Source organism: Nitrosomonas sp. Nm132 (assembly GCF_900100485.1).
Lineage (GTDB): Bacteria > Pseudomonadota > Gammaproteobacteria > Burkholderiales > Nitrosomonadaceae > Nitrosomonas.
The window spans coordinates 43,111-61,564 of record NZ_FNDH01000016.1 but is presented as its reverse complement, the minus strand read 5'-3'; the positions used below and the strand labels follow the sequence as shown (position 1 = coordinate 61,564).

Below are 18,454 nucleotides of genomic sequence, written 5' to 3'. Positions count from 1 at the left end.
AAGTACTTGGATTTAGAACTCCGCATGAGGTATTCTTCGGAGTGTCGGTAAGTTACACTAAACAGCCATCAAAAGTTGCACTTCGAATTTGAATCTACGGTTCTTCAACTGAGGAATTTAGGTTTAATTACTATCATTACAACCGATTGTTTCAATTTCATGATTCAATCGCTGAAGCGCTAAGAGAGGATCGGGAGATTGTGTGATTGGTCGACCAATTACCAGGTAATTAGCACCATTTTGTATAGCTTCTTGAGGTGTTGTTATGCGCATCTGATCATTTGCACTACAATTAAGAGGTCGAATTCCTGGCGTTACCAAACAGAAGTCTTTTTTAATGATTCCCCTAAGCTGCGGTGCTTCCAGAGCAGAACAGACTACACCATCAAGACCACAATCGCTAGCAAGTAAGGCAAGGCGTTGCACAATATTGATTGGTTCTTCATTCAAACCTATTTCATTGAGATCACTCTTATTTAAACTGGTGAGTAGAGTTACTGCGATTAGTTTTGTTTTTTTTGTGGAGAGCGCTTCTTGAGCGGCAATGAGCATTTTTCTCCCTCCTAGCGCATGAACATTAATCATCCATACGCCTAGATCTGATGCTGCTCTACAAGCGCCAGCTACAGTATTAGGAATATCATGATACTTTAGATCAAGGAAAATTTCAAAACCGCAGGCCATCAATTGTTCTATCAATTGTGGACCAGCAATGGTGAAAAGTTCTTTACCAATTTTTATTCGGCATAAATTTTTATCTAGCTTACCTGCTAATTCGAGTGCTTGTTTTTTATTGGAAAAATCAAGAGCAACAATAATACGAGGATTATTCATGCAATCAGAAATAAAAAAAGTATTATATTTAAGAGTCAAATAAAAAATACATAATCTTTAATTCTAAAATATAAAGATATGCTCTTCATTGATAAAGAATTATTTTGATTCTTAGGCAAGAAAGAGCATCCTTCTCATTTTAAATAATTGATCATGATTCATCTTTAAGATGGAAATCAACACGTTCACGCATTTTCTTTCCAGCTTTAAAATGTGGAACATATTTCTCAGGTACGTGAACCTTTTCTCCGGATTTTGGGTTACGACCAATACGAGCTGGTCTATAATTTAAATCAAAGCTTCCAAATCCACGAATTTCAATGTGCTCTCCTCTAGAGAGGCTATTAGCCATGGCATCAAGTATCATTTTGACGGCTAACTCAGTATCTTTTGCCAAGAGCTGAGGGTATCGAGCAGTAAGCTTGGCAATCAATTCAGATTTCGTCATCGATGTCCTTTATTGTTCTTCAGAATTTTTACTGTCCATTTTAGCTTTGAGTAATGCTCCCAGATTAGTAGTGCCTGTACTGGCAGGAGTCTTGGTAGTTACCATCTGTAATGCACTATTTTCCTCGTATTGATCTTTTGCTTTAATAGAAAGATTGATATTGCGATTTTTACGATCAACATTAATGATCATTGCTTCAATTTGATCCCCTTCTTTGAGAAGAGCTCGTATATCTTCAACTTTGTCACGAGAAATTTCAGAAGCTCGTAAATAACCTTCTACTTCGTCAGTTAAAGTAATCACCGCACCTTTGGCATCGATTGATTTTACAATACCTTTAATCATACTATTTTTATCGTGCGCTGCTACATATACAGTAAATGGATCTCCTTCCAGCTGTTTTATTCCAAGCGAGATACGTTCTTTCTCGACATCAATCGATAATACAACAGCTTCTACCTCATCGCCTTTTTTATAATTACATATTGCTTCTTCTCCAGATTGAGTCCAAGAGAGATCGGATAAATGCACTAAACCATCAATATTGCCAGGTAATCCAATAAACACACCAAAGTCAGTAATAGATTTTATTTGTCCAGTTACTTTGTCTCCTTTTTCGTGGCTCATTGCAAATTCTTCCCATGGATTAGGTTTGCATTGCTTCATTCCAAGCGAGATGCGGCGACGTTCCTCATCTATCTCTATAATGACGACCTCTACTTCATCACCTAATTGTACTATTTTTGATGGATAGACATTTTTGTTGGTCCAATCCATTTCTGAAACATGTACTAATCCTTCAATTCCCTGCTCAATTTCTACAAAGGCACCGTAGTCTGTAAGATTAGTTACTTTACCAAAAAGGCGTGTTCCTGGAGGATAGCGTCTTGAAAGACCTACCCAAGGATCCTCAGTTAATTGTTTCATGCCTAGTGAAACACGATTTTTTTCTTGATCAAATTTAAGTACCTTGGCCGTTACTTCATCACCAACATTGATGATTTCAGAAGGATGTTTTACACGACGCCAAGCTAAATCTGTTATATGAAGCAGTCCATCTATTCCGCCTAAATCGACAAACGCACCGTAGTCGGTAATGTTTTTAACGATACCATGCACAATGGCGCCTTCTTGCAAGTTTGCCAATAGAGATTCTCGGTCTGCTCCTTGAGTTTCTTCTAATACTGCTCGTCGAGATATGACGACATTATTACGTTTACGATCGAGCTTGATGACTTTAAATTCCATTTCCTTATTTTCATAAGGAGTAGTGTCTTTGACAGGGCGAATATCTACCAATGAGCCCGGCAGAAACGCACGAATTCCGTTAACCATGGCAGTTAACCCACCCTTCACCTTACCATTGACCATGCCGCTAACGATGGTGCCTTTCTCCATAGCTTCTTCCAGATCATGCCAAGCATTTAATCGCCTGGCTTTATCTCTGGATAAGCGCGTTTCACCATAGCCGTCCTCAAGGGCATCAATGGCAACACTGACAAAATCTCCCGCCTTAGCCTCAATCTCGCCTTTATCATTTTTAAATTCCTCAATAGGAATATAACTCTCGGACTTGAGGCCTGCGTTGACCACTACAAAGTTATAGTCAATACGCACAATTTCTGCAGTAATGACCTCTCCCACACGCATTTCTTTACGTGTAAGACTTTCTTCGAAGAGTTTGGCAAAATTTTCTGAGGAAGGAGTTATGTTGGAAACAATAGTCATTGTAAAAAATTACCCGATTTTAATTTCATCCCATAAATGAGATGGTTAGTTAGTTAAATAAAAAATTACTTAAATTGTATGATATGGTTTTATTTTATTGTGTAAAAAATAAAACTTCTTTTTATCAAGTTCAGTTCTTGCAGATTTGATTGTACAGCCGTAGTACCTCGTTAACAGCTTCTTCAATACTGAGCAAAGTTGTATCTAGCAATTTTGCATCTGTCTCTTGCTTTAAAGGAGAAGTATCGCGATTACTGTCACGCATATCACGCTCGGAAATATCCTGCAATAGGCTTTGGATGTTAGCATTTATTCCTTTCTCTATCAACTGCTTATAGCGTCGCTGTGCTCGTTCTTCGGCGCTTGCAGTGAGAAAAATTTTAAGCGGAGCATCTGGAAACACAACTGAGCCCATATCTCTGCCATCTGTTACCAGACCAGGTGGTTGGAGAAATGCTCGTTGGCGCTGTAGTAATGCTCTTCTGACTTCGGGTTGACCAGCAATAACAGAGGCTAATTTACTGCATTCTTCGGTACGAATTGCATCTGAGACATCCTCACTATTTAATTGAATAGATGAGCCATAGAAATTTACATCTAAATGTAAAGCAATATTTGCTATGGCCAACTCATTAGCAGAATCAGTATTTGATCGCATTGCTATCAATGCTACGAGGCGATAGAGTGCTCCACTATCAAGATAATGAAATGCAAGTTTCTGGGCAACGAGTTGTGCGACTGTACCTTTACCAGAAGCTGAGGGACCATCAATAGTAATGACTGGAATAGCGCCAGTTTCCATGAAAACCTCTTAAGTAGAAATATGAAGATTTGTAGCGTCAGGAAAGCATAATCATCGCAAGTTTTTCAAAATAATCTGGGAAGGTTTTGACAACACAGCCCGGATTATTGATGCGTACTGGTGCACCTAGAGACACAAGTGAAAAACACATCGCCATACGATGATCATCATAGGTATCGATGATTGCATTGGGAGTAAGTGAAGTGGCAGGTGGTGTAATACGTATAAAATCTTTACCTTCCTCAATCAGAGCCCCAAGTTTACGTAATTCCTTTGCCATTGCTGAAATGCGATCGGTTTCTTTTACCCGCCAACTTGCGATATTTCTGAGTGTCGTTGTTCCTTTTGCAAATAAGGCCGTTGTGGCCAATGTCATGGCTGCATCGGGGATATGATTGCAATCGAGATCAATAGCTTTCAATTGATGATTAGAGGTATTACGAGCTGGCAAAGAGGATTCAATCCAATTTTTCCCTTTTGTGATATGTGCGCCCATTTTTTCTAGCGCATCAGCAAAATGAATATCTCCTTGTAAACTCTCCATACCAACGCCTTCAACGCGTACCGGCCCTCCACCAATTGCTCCAGCAGCCAAAAAATAGGATGCTGAGGAGGCATCGCCTTCAACAATTATTTCACCGGGACTCTTGTAAGTTTGTGGGCCTGGCAAAGTAAAACGTTGCCAATTTTCTTGTGTGACTTGAATGCCAAAACGCGCCATTTGAGCCAGGGTGAGTTCAACATATGGTTTTGAAATAAGTGTTCCGTTTACGATAATTGTGGCAGTTTCACCTGTTAATGGTAATGCCATTAGAAGTCCACTGAGAAATTGACTGGAAACATCGCCCTTGATTGTAATTATTTTGTTTTGTATCTCAGCAGGCTTAATTTCTAATGGTGGGAAACCTTCATTTCCAAGGTAAGTAACACTGGCATTCAATTGTCGTAATGCATTAACTAAATCAGCAATTGGGCGTTCATGCATGCGTGGCACGCCGGACAATCGATAGTGACCACCCATTATGGCAAGCACAGCAACAAGAGGCCGAAAAGCGGTACCAGCATTACCCAAAAACAAATCGGCTTGTTTGACAGGGAATTTTCCCCCTCCACCTTCGACGCTGAAATCATTCTTGCTGATTTGATTGATTGTAATCCCGAGTGCTCGCAGCGCATTCAGCATTTGTGTCGTATCATCGGAAATCAGCAGATCTCGAACAAGTGTTTTACCATTTGCTAATGCTGCGAGCAAAAGGATCCGATTGGAGATGCTTTTGGAACCTGGCAGTTGAACGATACCGCGTGCACCATTGGCAACAGGCAGATTAAGCCAATCCATAAGTCTCTAGGAAAGTAAATATTCTATATGTCATCATTTCTTTTTTTATAATGGTAGATTAGATTAGATTAGATTAGATTGACAGGGATGGCTTAGATATAAGCTAAAAGGTGTAGAGGCAGAACGGGAATTTGTAGCGCCTGCTATAATTAGCAATTTTCTAGGAATACTATACTAAATGAAACTCAAAAAAAGTGGGACACATTTTAATCAAATTACAACTAATCGATAATGAGGCTGATCAATGGAAGATGATTCTTTAAATTCACTACTTATTTCTGTACTGGCTATTCCATTTGTTATTGCAATACAACTCTGGGTAAAGGAGCGCAAAGATCGTCGACGTAACAAAGATGGTGAACAAGAATTTAAAACTACTCGTGAAGCGCTAATTTCTTTTCTTATAGAAGGAATAGCCGTAGTTGGAGGACTAGCTATTCTTATTGCTGCAACATCTGGAATTGCCAAGTATATTATTAACGTCTATGGTTGATTGAGTCTTTAAAAAACTTATCGTCACTAAGCAGAGTGAATACTGTGTTTGAAAGAAAAATTCATTTCAGTATTCACTTTTGTTGTTTCAAGAAATAAGAAATATTGAGGACTAATATACGAAGGGGGATTGCATGCTTTATAGCAATATGATTAATTTTCTATGCTTCTCTTTTCTTACTTGACGGCAGTGATGTTTTTGATTCATCTGAATTTGCTGTTTTTCCTTTTGAGGCCTTTTGCTCAAATTCGAACTCTATTTTACCTTCTTTTCCGATAACCAAATAAGCTGAAAATGGTCGTCCTTTTTTAGAGATAAACTTAGTCAGCAGATCAGTTTTACCAGTTTGCAGCAATTTAGTAATTTGCTCGTGTTCGATGGATCGGTTGAGAATAATTTTTCCAGTTTTGAAATTACACGTGTGAGTGACGCCTACTGCTTTTTCGCAAACATAATATAACCCATGTTCATAGACTGGGCTGCTGCATTTAGGGCATTTGCCAAGAGATGGCTGATTGGAGAAATCGATTGCATCAGCTTCTTCTGTATCATTACTACCAAACTCAAATTTCATTTCAAACGTGTCGGTAAGCTTAATATTTGCGTTGAATAACCGTCCCATTTTGCTGCGAAACCCTTGCAATGGCCCAACTTCACCTTGTGAAATGAGAGTTTCCATCTCGCCCACTTCAAATTGCCGTCCAGCTAGAATTTTCCATAGAGCGAAATCACATTGCTGGCATTGAAATTTCTTGTATGTTTCGTGGATAACGCCGCCACATTTAGGGCAGGGTACCTTGAGTATCGCAAAATCCCCGCTGATTGTTTTTCCTCGATGATTTTTTGCTTGCTCAACGATATGCTTCGTCATTTCAGCAATTTTAGTCATGAACATTTCACGCTTTAATTTACCTTGTTCGATCTGGCGCAATTTGAATTCCCAATCACCTGTTAATTCTGGAGAGATCAATTCGGGTATTTTTAATCCACGCAGTAATGTGATGAGCGAAAATGCTTTGGCAGTAGGATGTAATTCTCGTCCAATGCGTTGCAAGTAATTTTCAGATACGAGGCCTTCAATAATGGCTGCGCGCGTTGCTGGTGTGCCAAGTCCTTTGGCACTCATTGCTGCACGTAGTTCTTCGTCTTCCACCAGTTTTCCTGCTCCTTCCATGGCAGATAGGAGAGTTGATTCATTGAATCTCGCTGGAGGACGAGTTTGGTTAGGAATAACCTTGATTTCCTCTGTAATAACTGGTTTATCAGCGTTGATCGCAGGCAAAACTATGCCATCACTACTATTATCATTTATTAATGATTTTCCATATACGGTTTGCCATCCAGCATTGATCATGATCCTGCCTTCTGTTTTAAATGGCTCACCTTCAACTCGCGTGATACGAGTTGTCACAAGAAATTCTGCAGCAGGATAGAAGATTGCAAGAAAACGTTTAGTTACCAGATCGTAAAGCTTTGTTTCAATCTCATTTAGCTTTTTAGGTTCAAGCGAGGTTGGAATGATGGCAAAGTGATCGGAGATTTTTGTGTTATTAAAAATGCGCTTGTTTAATTTTACCCAATCCGAATCCAGAACTTGCCTGGCAAATACACCATATTGAGTTTTATCGAGTGAATGAAGTGTATCTTTAACCGTCGCAATGTAATCTTCCGGAAGTGCGCGCGAATCGGTACGTGGATAAGTTAATACTTTATGTTTCTCGTAAAGCGTTTGAGCAAGCCCTAAGGTTGTTTTAGCAGAAAAGCCAAAGCGGCTATTGGCATCTCGCTGTAAACTCGTGAGGTCATATAATAAAGGGCAGGTTTCTTTGGCGGGCTTGCTTTCTTCACTCACTATGCCTGGTTTGCTTTGACATCTGATCTTGATAGCGTCTGCTTTGCCTTGGTCCCATATGCGTTCTGCTCTGGCTTCGCTATTCTCCTTATCTTTTGAAAATTTTTCGTCAAACCATTTTCCTTTGTAGTGATTATTGTCAGTAGAAAAAGTGGCGTGTATTTCCCAGTAGTCTTTAGGTACAAATTTTTTGATGACTTCTTCCCGTTCGACGAGTATGGCTAACGTTGGAGTCTGAACACGTCCAACAGTTGTTTTATGGAAACCGCCTTCTTGAGAATTAAATGCTGTCATTGCGCGTGTGCCATTGATTCCAACTAGCCAATCTGATTCAGAACGACTAGTGGCGGCTTCCGCCAGAGACTGTACTTCACTATCATCAAGTAGTTTTGAGAAAGCTTCTCGAATGGCTGTGGGCGTCATGGATTGTAGCCATAAGCGTTTAATGGGTTTCTTTGTTCCCGCATGACGTATGATATAGCGAAAAATTAACTCCCCTTCTCGCCCAGCATCACAAGCATTGATTAAAGTATCCACATCTTTCCGCTTGATGAGCTTTGTCAACAATTTCAGACGTGTGGCTGTTTTCTCGATAGGATTAAGATCGAAATAGGGGGGGATAACTGGTAAATGATCAAAGCTCCATTTGCCACGCTTAACTTCATAATCTTCTGGTACAGCCAGCTCCAGTAAATGGCCTACTGCAGATGATAAAACGTATTCATCATTTTCAAAATAATCAGTTTCCTTAGTGAAATTACCTAATGCACGGGCAATATCTGCTGCTACGGAAGGTTTCTCGGCGATGATCAATTTTTTGCTCATGGAATTTTGACTAGATGGCTATATTTTTTGTCAATTGCTAGATTAGGATGTTCAGATTATGAGGGAAATTAAAGGCATGTTTTGTGTAGCCAATATACTTCATTTTAAGGGCATATATTGCCCGACAAATCATGTATTTATCTAAAATTGAATTAGAGTTGGTTGATTTTCAACAATTAATGCCGATACCGCGGATTACTTGCTATGAATAGTTTTTCCAGAATATTAAGATCAGTTAATTGATTTTGTATCCACAGATCAAGCAAAACCACGAGCTTAATTTTTTCTAAGCTGGAATTATTTCCATTCATTTTGAGAACACGATCAATTAATAATTCTCGTTGTAGTGGGTTGAGAATGCCTGCTTGCTCAAGAAAAAGAATAAACCCACGTCCTTCGTTATCAATCACTTCCATTTCAGAAGGGGTATACCATCGTAGTGAGTTACTTTGAGCAAATGTTGCAGGATAATGATCAGTATCATGTTTCGTAAGATCTGATAACCAATTAAGTGCTCGATTAATTTCGTCCTCTTCAAAGCCAGCTATAGTTAATTTATGCGTTAATACTGCAGAATCTGGGTATCCCCCTTTGTCAAAGTAGTTTTCAAATAAGTAAATCAGGATTTCGTACATATAGATGCTCTCTTTCGTTGTATGCACCTCAGCAGATTTTTTTGTATATATTTTATCAATGGCATTAACGAATTCTTTGATAACGTCCGCCAGGTAAGCTGGCAACGATTCCATCTAGCTCTAGCGTCAATAGCATGGAGGATACTGCTTCAACCGTCAAGCCGCTTCGTGTACAAATAGTATCGATATCAGTCACATCATAGCCTAAGTGAGGTAGTAATATTGAATTCTCCTGGGATTCACTAAAGTCAATCGTTACGTTAATATTTCCATGGGCTAGAGCAGGCTGGCAATTAAGCTCATCTAAGATATCCTGGATATTTTCTATCAATTTTGCACCTTGTTTAATTAATGTGTGACAGCCCTTTGATAAAGGTGAATGTATGGAGCCGGGAATGGCCATCACATCTCGTCCCTGTTCTAGTGCTTGCTTGGCAGTAATCAAGGAACCGCTATGTAGAGTTGCTTCAACCACCAGACAGCCAAGACTTATGCCACTGATAATTCGGTTACGGCGAGGGAAATTTCTGCCCAGTGCGGGCATTCCCAGTGGAAATTCTGAAATAAGTGCGCCATCTTTTGCCAGCAGGTGCGCTAATTCACGGTTTCTTGCGGGATAGACAATATCGAGTCCTGTGCCTACCACAGCAATGCTTGCTGAGATACCACGCAGACCACCTTGATGTGCAGCAGTATCAATACCTTGTGCCATACCACTAACGATGCAAAATCCTGCATTGCTAGCAGCTTCAGCGAAGGCGCCAGCATTGGCTATACCTTGGGGTGTCGCATTGCGACTACCTACTATGGCAAGGGCAGGTGCATTGAGAAGCTTGCGCTGCCCCTTCAGGTAAAGTAATGGGGGGGGGTCGGCAATATTAAGTAATAGCTTAGGATAATCGTGATCTGCGAGTGTAATGATGAAGTTGAAAGAATCTTCCAGCCATTTAAGCGCAGCATCAACTTTGCTCTTGTCTGCGCCCCGATTAATATTATAGGCAACTTGTTTCTTTACGAAACGTTCAAGTTGATACGTATCTGCTGAGAGGATTTCTGTTGGGCTGCCAAAAGCAATGAGTAACTTACGAATGGACTCATCACCTAAGCCGTTTATTAGGCTTAGATTTAGCCAGGATTCAACATCTGGCGGAACTTTCATGGTAAAAAATAATGCTTATCGTGAATGTAAAAAAGAGAGTAAGTGCAACTGATTGCAGAAAAAAGAAAGACTGTTTTGCGTAAAAAAAGTCTGTAAGTAATTTCAATTCACTGTTGATATGCGCAATTTTAGTCCTATATAAGGCTTAATCAGGTGTTCGTACCGCATCCAATACTTTGATTGCTTGAGCGCTTTGTGTGACTAATGCATAAGATACTTTATCAAATACCCGAAAAACAAGCACTAAGCCAATGCGCTCATCAGGTAGTGCTACGATCTTGCCTATGGGTGATTTTACTTTACTTTTCCGATAAATGGCGAGAACGTGACCTTCCTCCAATCCATCATGAACGCCTTTGTTAAGCGTGATAATAGCATTTTCACCGATCTCCGTTACACCACCATAGACAGAGATAATACGCCCCTCGACAGCAAAATTCGGTGCATGAGGCACATAATCTGCAAGCGTATCAGCGGGGGAGCGAATCAAACGATCGCCATTTAATATTTCTTGAACAGAATGCGTCACTTTTACAGTGCTGATCGGAGCATAATTTTTTGCCTCTACATCACCCAAATAAATTGCCTCATATCCGAGGATACGATTATTATCATCCGGGTCCATCAATGCCTTGCCAGCACGGAAAACCTGCCATGAAGCACCTTGGTCAGCTGGCAAATCACGTATATAGATGGTGTCGCCCGTGCTTAATATTACCCGATTGTCACTTGTGCCCAATATAAGGGGCGCCTTGTCAAGAGCATGCTTTTCGATAACCAATGGTTGACTCAGGAATGGTTTAATTTTATTGACAGGAATATTTGGAATACCATGTACCCCTAATTTTTCTATCCGCATTTTAGGAGATAATTTTATGGCTGCCTTTTCATTGGAAAGTTTTAATTGACTTCCTTCAGCTGTTTTTTCGAGTACGATGATATCACCAGGGTAAATTGTATATGGATTTTTCACTTGTTTCCGGTTCTGATTCCATATTTCTGGCCATCGCCAGGGATCTTTCAAGAAGCGAGAAGCAATGCTCCAAAGCGTATCACCCTGAATAACAATATAGCGATCGGGTACATTATGTTGTAGTTCAATTTCTCCTGCCTTTACGGTTACACCAGAAAATACGTTTATAAATAAAATCGCGGATATAATAATCAATACACGCATAGATTTAATTTCTAATATATTGTGAGATTTTTTTAGATGCAATTCTTTAAGCTTAGATTATTTAGCCCTTTCAAAGCTTACGATCTAACAGCAGAATCTGTTAAACCGAATTACGCTAGTTTGCTATGGCAATTCTGAAAATATTACAATATCCTGATGAACGACTGCATAAGGTTGCTGCCTCTATACCAGTAATTACTGATGAAATTCGTATGCTGGTTCAAGATATGGCGGAAACTATGTATGCTGTAGCGGGAATTGGATTGGCGGCAACTCAGGTGGATGTCCATCAACGGGTGATTATTATCGATGTTTCTGATACTCGTGATCAGCTTCATGTATTCATTAACCCGGAAATCATTGCAAGCAGTGGAGAATCTGATTGCCAGGAGGGATGCTTGTCGGTGCCAGGAATTTTCGAAAGAATAAAACGGGCTGAAAATATTTCAATCAGAGCAATGGGTCTGGATGGTAATTTGTTTGAATTGGATGCTGGCGGATTATTTGCAGTGTGTATTCAGCATGAGATGGACCATTTGATGGGTAGAGTATTTATTGAGTATTTGTCACAACTCAAGCAATCACGAATTCGATCAAAATTAAAAAAACGGCAGCGCGATGCCAAGTCCTAATTTCCCTTATTTTACCTAAATTCTTTTCTTGTAAAGAAAAGAATGTATTGATCCGAAGTTTTTCATGAGAATTATTTTTGCGGGTACACCAGTGTTTGCAGCCAATGCATTGATTTGTTTGCTGAATGGTGGATATCAGATAGTGTTGGTGTTGACCCAGCCAGACCGTCCAGCAGGGCGTGGAATGAAAACTCAGGTGAGTGATGTAAAAAAAGTTGCGCAAGCACATGGTATTCCCTTGTTGCAACCGCTTACATTAAAATCGGAAGCTGTCCATGCGCAACTAAGGGCATTTGATGCCGATCTAATGATAGTAGCAGCGTATGGGTCAATTCTACCGAAGGAAGTGCTAAAAATTCCGTATCATGGTTGCTTGAATATCCATGCCTCGCTATTACCTCGCTGGCGAGGTGCGGCACCCATTCAACGAGCCATATTGGCGGGTGACCAGAAAACCGGTATCACTATCATGCAAATGGATGAGGGGCTTGATACTGGATCTATATTATTGCAACGTGACATTCCTATTGATCCTCATGAAACAGCACAAACTCTTCACGATAAACTTGCTGACTTAGGCGCACAGAGTATTGTCGAAGCGTTGGAGTTATTGCAGCTTGGTAAGCTGACTGCAGCTCCCCAGCATGAAACACAGGCATGCTATGCATCCAAAATCCAAAAAAAAGAAGCAGAAATTGACTGGCGATTAGATGCGAACCAAATTGATCGACGTATTCGGGCATTGAATCCTTATCCAGGAGCTTATACGTATCTTCAGGGCAATATATTGAAGATATGGCAAGCGAGGATTGCAAAAAATGCTTCTGGCAAAGCAGGAGAAATTCTTGCGGCTGGGAGCGAAGGTCTCGTCGTGAGTTGTGGAAGAGGTGCGCTGATTTTAGAAATGGTACAAAAATCGGGTGGAAGAAAAATGCCTATTGCAGAATTTCTGGCGGGACATTTCTTGCAGCCAGGTCAGTTTCTTTCTACAGTGATGACTGTTAGTCCGGTAAATGAATAAAGCCCAACACCTTGCTGTAGCTGCCATAGGGCGTGTTTTGGCAGGCGCAAATCTAACGCTGGTTTTACAGGAAATATGGCGGTCGAATCCGCTGCTTTCTCATCAACAGCGGGGTGCAATTCAGGATCTGACCTATGGAGTGCTGCGTTATTACGGGCAACTTGATGCATTACTCAGCTTATTGTTAGATAAAACGTTACAAGATCTTAAATTGCGCTACTTGTTATTGGTAAGTTTATATCAGTTGCAATACAGTAAAGCGCCTTCCTATGCGATTGTCGATCATGCTGTTTCTACTGCTCGTCTCTTAAGTAATAAACGAGGTGCGCCTGGATTAGTTAATGCTGTTTTACGGAACTTTATACGTAAAGGCACTACATTATGGGAGCTGGTTAATAAAGATGATGTTGGAAAATACTCCCATCCTCAATGGTGGATCGACAAGTTACGTAAACAATATCCTCAACATTATGAGGCCATTCTGAATGCAAGTAATCAACATCCTTCAATGACATTGCGAGTTAACTCTCGGAAAATCGGAGTCGAGGCATATCAAAAAATACTTGACGAGCATGGTATTAAAGCAAATTTAATCTGGAATGTGGCGCTGAAATTAATTCAACCGGTAGCGGTAGAGAAGTTGCCAGGATTTATAGAAGGATTAGTATCAATACAAGATGCGGGAGCGCAATTAGCTGCGTCATTGCTAGATGTGCATGATGGCATGCACGTGCTAGACGCTTGTGCTGCACCTGGTGGAAAAAGCACGCATTTAATGGAATCAGCGCAAATAAGATTGACCTCACTCGATAGTGATGCGCAGCGGTTAGCACGTGTAGCAGAAAATTTTGAGCGGCTTGGAAATGAGCCTGATCGTTTGGTATATGGCAATGCACTTTATCCATCAGAATGGTGGAATGGTCAACTGTTTGACCGAATTTTGGCTGATGCTCCTTGTAGTGCATCAGGTGTAGTTAGCCGTCATCCTGATATCAAATGGTTGCGACGATATACTGATTTGCCTGCTTTTGCTGACACTCAGGAGAAAATTCTCAATGCTTTATGGAAAATTCTGAAGAGAGGAGGTAAGTTGCTGTATGTAACTTGCTCTGTTTTTCATGAAGAAAACTGGCTATTAATTAATAAATTCCAACAATTACATCAAGATGCACGTTTATTGCCTCTTTCGCATCCTGCTATGACTAATGGGCAGTTATTGCCCAGCTTCTTGCATGACGGTTTTTTCTATGCCTTGCTTTGTAAGGATTGATGGAATGCTGCGACTAAAAGGATTGTTGCAGATTATGGCAGCAATACTCTTGATTTCACTGCTATTCTCAGCGGTACCGGTTCGTGGTGAGGGTGGTATAGAAATAAAGTCGTTCGCTCTGGAAGCGATGGGTGAAGGTTACCAAATAAGTCTTGACGCTGATATTACGCTTAATAGTACTTTAGAGCAGGCCTTGGAAAAAGGCATCATACTTTATTTTGTATCTAAATTTGAACTGATAGATTCCCGGTGGTATTGGCTGGACGAAGAAGTAGCCCGCAGTAAAAGGCGCATAGGGCTGAGCTATCATGCGCTTACCCGACAATACTACTTAAGTGGCCGAATGATGGTGCCACAAAGCTTTGATACCCTCCAAGAAGCGCTGCAGGCTTTGGGGAAGCAGCATGATATTCCCATTGAAATGAGCTCTTCGCTCAAGCAAGGTGTGGAATATATTGCAACTTTGCAAGTATGGTTGGATATTTCCCGGTTAGCTAAGCCAGTTCAACTAGAATGGTTTAGCTCAAAAGACTGGAATTTGATCTCGGAAAAAAAAGAATGGCATATTAAATTGCCTATTGCTCCTCAGAACCTACCCTAAAATATATCCATGAAGTACGTTATCACCATCGTTACGGGGTTGAGTGTGGTCATGCTGTTTTTGTTAGCGACAGCGGGGGCCAATACGGAGTTTCTTGAACGTCTTTACCGTTGGCTAATTGTTTTCAATGTGGTTTTTGTGTTGTTTTTGCTGGTGGTAGTAGGTTTTTTATTATGGAGGTTAAGCAGGAGACTAAAGGCCCGGGTATTTGGCTCAAGACTGGCACTTCGTTTATTGACGGTTTTTTCACTGATGGCCATTCTTCCGGGGGTCTTAGTATATGGTATTTCGGTACAGTTTCTAGGAAAAAGCATCGAATCGTGGTTCGATGTAAAAGTTGATCAGGCATTAGAGGGAGGTCTGAATTTAGGACAAACCATGCTTGATAATTTACTTGAAGAGCTTGGGAAGAAAGCTAAGACTACCGCATTGACGTTATCCGAATCACCTGTATCCCCTTTATCAGCATTGAATCAGTTATTGGTTCAGTCACAAATACAAGAGGCAACATTGTTCAATCAAGAGGGAAAGGCGATTGCTTTTTCCAGCATTGATGATATTGCACTGTTTCCAGAAATACCCAATGCTGCTGCCATGCGGCAGATTCGAATGCAGAAGAGCTACAGCGCAGTGGAATCTATCCCTGGCAAAGGAATGTATTTGCGCGTGCTGGTTCCCGTCAATGTATTAAATCTTGATGACGATATTCGTGTGCTTCAAGTTTTGCAGCAAGTGCCTAGGTTACTTGCGGAGAATGCCGAGATCGTTCAGATAGGATACCGCAATTACCAAGAATTAACATTATCTCGCCAAGGATTGACTCGGCTTTATGGCGTAACATTAACATTGGCATTATTTTTAGCGCTTTTTTCTGCACTTGCTGCAGCTTTTCTTATTAGCGAAAAATTAAGTGCGCCTCTGGGTATGCTGGCTGAAGGAACAAGAGCTGTGGCGCAAGGAGATTTTAGCAGGCGTCACCGAGTACAAAGTAACGATGAGCTTGGAATACTCACCGAATCTTTTAATCTCATGACTGAGCAGCTTGAAGTGGCGCGTGTTACGGCACAACGAAATCAGCAGGAGATTGAAAATGCCCGTGCTTACCTTGAAAGTATACTGGCTAATCTTTCCTCGGGAGTGATGGTATTCGATGAAAAATTACATATCAGTACTGTCAATCGTAGTGCCGAGCAAATTTTGCAGATTCCATTGACCAATCTGGTGGGGTTAACGATTGAAGAATGTGCGGAAAAGGAATCAAAATTGCGTATGCTGGCAACAGAAATACGGAGAGGATTCAATGCTGCAGAAATGGGAGATTGGCAACGGCAAGTATTGCATTTTAGTGAAAGCAAAGATCAAATTCTTCTCCTTCGGGGATCACGCCTTCCGCAGGTGACTGGAGGAGGCGTTGTAGTATTTGATGATATTACCAGTTTATTGCAGGTTCAGCGTACAGTTGCATGGGGTGAGGTTGCACGCCGCCTAGCTCATGAAATCAAGAATCCCTTGACGCCCATTCAGCTTTCTGCAGAGCGCATGCAGCACAAATTGATGGAAAAATTAACCGGGCAGGACGCAAGAATTTTACAACGCTCTACCGAAACGATTGTTAATCAGGTTGAAGCACTTAAGAAAATGGTCAATGAATTCAGCGAATATGCGCGCGTGCCTGAATTGGAGTTATATCAGCTTGATTTTAATAGATTAATACATGAAGTACTTGCGTTATATGAGACCGCACATACTCAATCAGACCGCAATCATAGCTCAAAAATTATTTTAGAGCTGACTGCTGATCCTTCGCTGATACGCGGAGATCCTACAAGATTGAGGCAAGTTATTCATAATTTGCTACAAAATGCTCAAGATGCCTTGGTTGACATAATAGATCCCACGATCACAGTGCGTACCGAAATACTTCCGAATGGTATTCAGTTTAGCGTAAGTGATAACGGAAAAGGATTTGCTGAGCAGATTAAAGCTCAAGTATTTGAGCCTTATGTAACGACCAAGGCAAAAGGCACGGGACTCGGACTTCCGATTGTCAAGAAAATTATTGATGAACATAATGGTACAATCCAAATCGAAAATACCCAGCCACACGGAGCCAAGGTGACCATTGTATTACCAAGATTATTATCGGATCACACTATATCGATTCCTCATCAAGTAACATAACCATCACATAAAGTAATGCTTAAATTGTTAATTTGATGATGTTGCTGCTACTGCAAAGCAATTAGTTGTATTCCAGTTCTGGAGGTAAATTACCATATAATGGCCAACAATACGATTCTTGTTGTTGATGATGAAGTTGGCATACGCGAACTCTTGTCGGAAATCTTGAATGACGAAGGATATCGAGTTGTTTTAGCGGAAAATGCAGAACAGGCTCGCAGCTGGCGCAATCAGACTCGTCCAGATTTAGTACTATTGGATATCTGGATGCCGGATACGGATGGCATAACATTACTTAAAGATTGGGCTAATAGTGGATTACTTACCATGCCAGTTGTGATGATGTCTGGGCACGGCACCATAGATACTGCCGTAGAGGCGACGCGCATTGGAGCTGTAGGGTATCTGGAAAAACCTATACCATTACAAAAGTTGCTTAGCACCATTGGACAAGCTTTACGCGGTGGTCAAAGTAAACCGATTCCGACCTTTTCGCTGGTAAGCCTGGGTCGGGGAACTTTGATTGCAGAATTAAAAAAGAAGCTAGAGCAAGTTGCCAGCTTGAAAGTGCCTCTGCTGCTGATGGGTGAGCCAGGTGTGGGCATGGAGCACTGTGCTCATTTCTTACATCGAATCAATACGCCATGGGTTGAGCCAGAATCATTTTCTTTTCTTGCAGAGAACCCTCTAAATTTACTTGAGCAAGCGAAGGATGGCCTGCTGTTTTTAAGAGAAATTGGCGAGCTCAATAAATTGGAGCAAAAGGGATTACTTCTGCTCTTGAGTAAATTAGAAAAATATAATGTGCGTCTGGTATGTGCTACGACCTTGCCCTTGGCAGAACTAACCGCGCAAGGTATTTATAACCCTAAATTATATGAAACTTTGAGCAGTCTTTGTATCAGTGTCCCATCATTAAGAATGCACCGTGAAGATATTCCTGAGTTAGCTAATCAGATACTTTCAAATTGCATTGAATCAGGCGAAGCGCCATTCATTCACTTTAGTACAGCTGCATTGAACACATTGCGTAATTATGATTGGCCTGGCAATCTGGCTCAATTGACGAGTGTAGTACGCTCGCTCGCCTTAACTTGTGCCGGTAATGAGATCTCAGCAGAAGTTGTCCAGCAAGCCTTAGCGCCCCCGTTACCGACAGCGATATCAATTGTTCCGGATATTCCTTTGAATGTGTCGTTGCGTGAAGCCCGAGACTTATTTGAAAAAAATTACTTCGAAAAATTGATTGATCAAGAAGGTGGCAATATGACGCGTGTTGCCGAGCGCGCAGGGTTGGAGCGTACACATCTTTATCGTAAGATAAAAACACTGGGTATTAAGTTGCGTAACCAGAATAGTTGAGTTGATATAGCACAAAGAAGGTGTGATTGCGTGTATCAATGAATCAATGTTGTAGAGCACTTCGTCTTAGGTGATAATAGCGGTTTTTGCCAACT

Annotated in this window: 16 protein-coding genes; 7 read left to right on the top strand and 9 right to left on the bottom strand. The window is 40.9% G+C overall.

Features of this window, described 5'->3' with window-relative positions; genetic code table 11:
- Window positions 1-123: 123 nt before the first annotated feature.
- The 5 genes from pyrF to aroA form a co-directional block, all read right to left on the bottom strand.
- Complete coding sequence (gene pyrF / locus BLP80_RS07925; protein ID WP_090542046.1) at window positions 124-834, bottom strand: orotidine-5'-phosphate decarboxylase; 711 nt, start codon at window positions 832-834, stop codon at window positions 124-126.
- A gap of 151 nt (window positions 835-985) precedes the next feature.
- Window positions 986-1,282 (bottom strand): integration host factor subunit beta, encoded by a 297-nt coding sequence (locus BLP80_RS07920; RefSeq protein WP_090542044.1) that lies wholly within the window; start codon window positions 1,280-1,282, stop codon window positions 986-988.
- A 9-nt stretch (window positions 1,283-1,291) separates the two neighbouring features.
- Window positions 1,292-3,010, bottom strand: coding sequence for a 30S ribosomal protein S1 (gene rpsA, locus BLP80_RS07915; protein WP_090542042.1), 1,719 nt, complete (start codon window positions 3,008-3,010; stop codon window positions 1,292-1,294).
- 130 nt (window positions 3,011-3,140) lie between these two features.
- Window positions 3,141-3,812 (bottom strand): (d)CMP kinase, encoded by a 672-nt coding sequence (cmk, locus tag BLP80_RS07910; protein WP_090542040.1) that lies wholly within the window; start codon window positions 3,810-3,812, stop codon window positions 3,141-3,143.
- A gap of 37 nt (window positions 3,813-3,849) precedes the next feature.
- Window positions 3,850-5,151 (bottom strand): 3-phosphoshikimate 1-carboxyvinyltransferase, encoded by a 1,302-nt coding sequence (gene aroA, locus BLP80_RS07905; RefSeq protein ID WP_090542038.1) that lies wholly within the window; start codon window positions 5,149-5,151, stop codon window positions 3,850-3,852.
- 244 nt (window positions 5,152-5,395) lie between these two features.
- Between aroA and BLP80_RS07900 the strand changes: the two genes are divergently transcribed.
- On the top strand, window positions 5,396-5,644 hold the full coding sequence (locus tag BLP80_RS07900; RefSeq protein ID WP_090542036.1) for a hypothetical protein: 249 nt from the start codon (window positions 5,396-5,398) through the stop codon (window positions 5,642-5,644).
- Window positions 5,645-5,804: 160 nt separating this feature from the next.
- Here BLP80_RS07900 and BLP80_RS07895 read toward each other — a convergent pair whose 3' ends face one another.
- The 4 genes from BLP80_RS07895 to BLP80_RS07880 form a co-directional block, all read right to left on the bottom strand.
- Window positions 5,805-8,321 carry a DNA topoisomerase III gene (locus BLP80_RS07895; protein ID WP_090542033.1) on the bottom strand — a complete coding sequence of 839 codons (2,517 nt, stop codon included), beginning with the start codon at window positions 8,319-8,321 and terminating at the stop codon, window positions 5,805-5,807.
- A 176-nt stretch (window positions 8,322-8,497) separates the two neighbouring features.
- On the bottom strand, window positions 8,498-8,956 hold the full coding sequence (locus BLP80_RS07890; RefSeq protein ID WP_090542055.1) for a Smg family protein: 459 nt from the start codon (window positions 8,954-8,956) through the stop codon (window positions 8,498-8,500).
- Between the two features lie 64 nt (window positions 8,957-9,020).
- Complete coding sequence (gene dprA, locus BLP80_RS07885; protein ID WP_090542031.1) at window positions 9,021-10,115, bottom strand: DNA-processing protein DprA; 1,095 nt, start codon at window positions 10,113-10,115, stop codon at window positions 9,021-9,023.
- A gap of 145 nt (window positions 10,116-10,260) precedes the next feature.
- Window positions 10,261-11,334, bottom strand: coding sequence for a LysM peptidoglycan-binding domain-containing protein (locus tag BLP80_RS07880; protein ID WP_256325009.1), 1,074 nt, complete (start codon window positions 11,332-11,334; stop codon window positions 10,261-10,263).
- An 83-nt stretch (window positions 11,335-11,417) separates the two neighbouring features.
- Between BLP80_RS07880 and def the strand changes: the two genes are divergently transcribed.
- The 6 genes from def to BLP80_RS07850 all read left to right on the top strand — a co-directional run bounded on the left by def (window position 11,418) and on the right by BLP80_RS07850 (window position 18,359).
- The gene (gene def, locus BLP80_RS07875; RefSeq protein ID WP_090542027.1) at window positions 11,418-11,924 is read left to right on the top strand and encodes a peptide deformylase; all 507 of its coding nucleotides are present in this window, start codon (window positions 11,418-11,420) and stop codon (window positions 11,922-11,924) included.
- Window positions 11,925-11,988: 64 nt separating this feature from the next.
- Complete coding sequence (fmt, locus tag BLP80_RS07870) at window positions 11,989-12,945, top strand: methionyl-tRNA formyltransferase (protein WP_090542025.1); 957 nt, start codon at window positions 11,989-11,991, stop codon at window positions 12,943-12,945.
- Entirely contained in the window at window positions 12,938-14,215 is a 1,278-nt protein-coding gene (gene rsmB, locus BLP80_RS07865; protein WP_090542022.1) for a 16S rRNA (cytosine(967)-C(5))-methyltransferase RsmB, read from the top strand. The genes fmt and rsmB overlap by 8 nt, the downstream gene beginning before the upstream one ends.
- A 4-nt stretch (window positions 14,216-14,219) precedes the next feature.
- Window positions 14,220-14,816, top strand: coding sequence for a DUF4390 domain-containing protein (locus BLP80_RS07860; protein WP_090542020.1), 597 nt, complete (start codon window positions 14,220-14,222; stop codon window positions 14,814-14,816).
- Between the two features lie 9 nt (window positions 14,817-14,825).
- A complete protein-coding gene (locus tag BLP80_RS07855; protein WP_090542018.1) occupies window positions 14,826-16,997 on the top strand; it encodes a sensor histidine kinase in 2,172 nt (723 codons plus the stop codon).
- A gap of 99 nt (window positions 16,998-17,096) precedes the next feature.
- Window positions 17,097-18,359, top strand: a complete 1,263-nt coding sequence (locus BLP80_RS07850; RefSeq protein ID WP_090542015.1) for a sigma-54-dependent transcriptional regulator — start codon at window positions 17,097-17,099, stop codon at window positions 18,357-18,359.
- Window positions 18,360-18,454 lie beyond the last annotated feature (95 nt).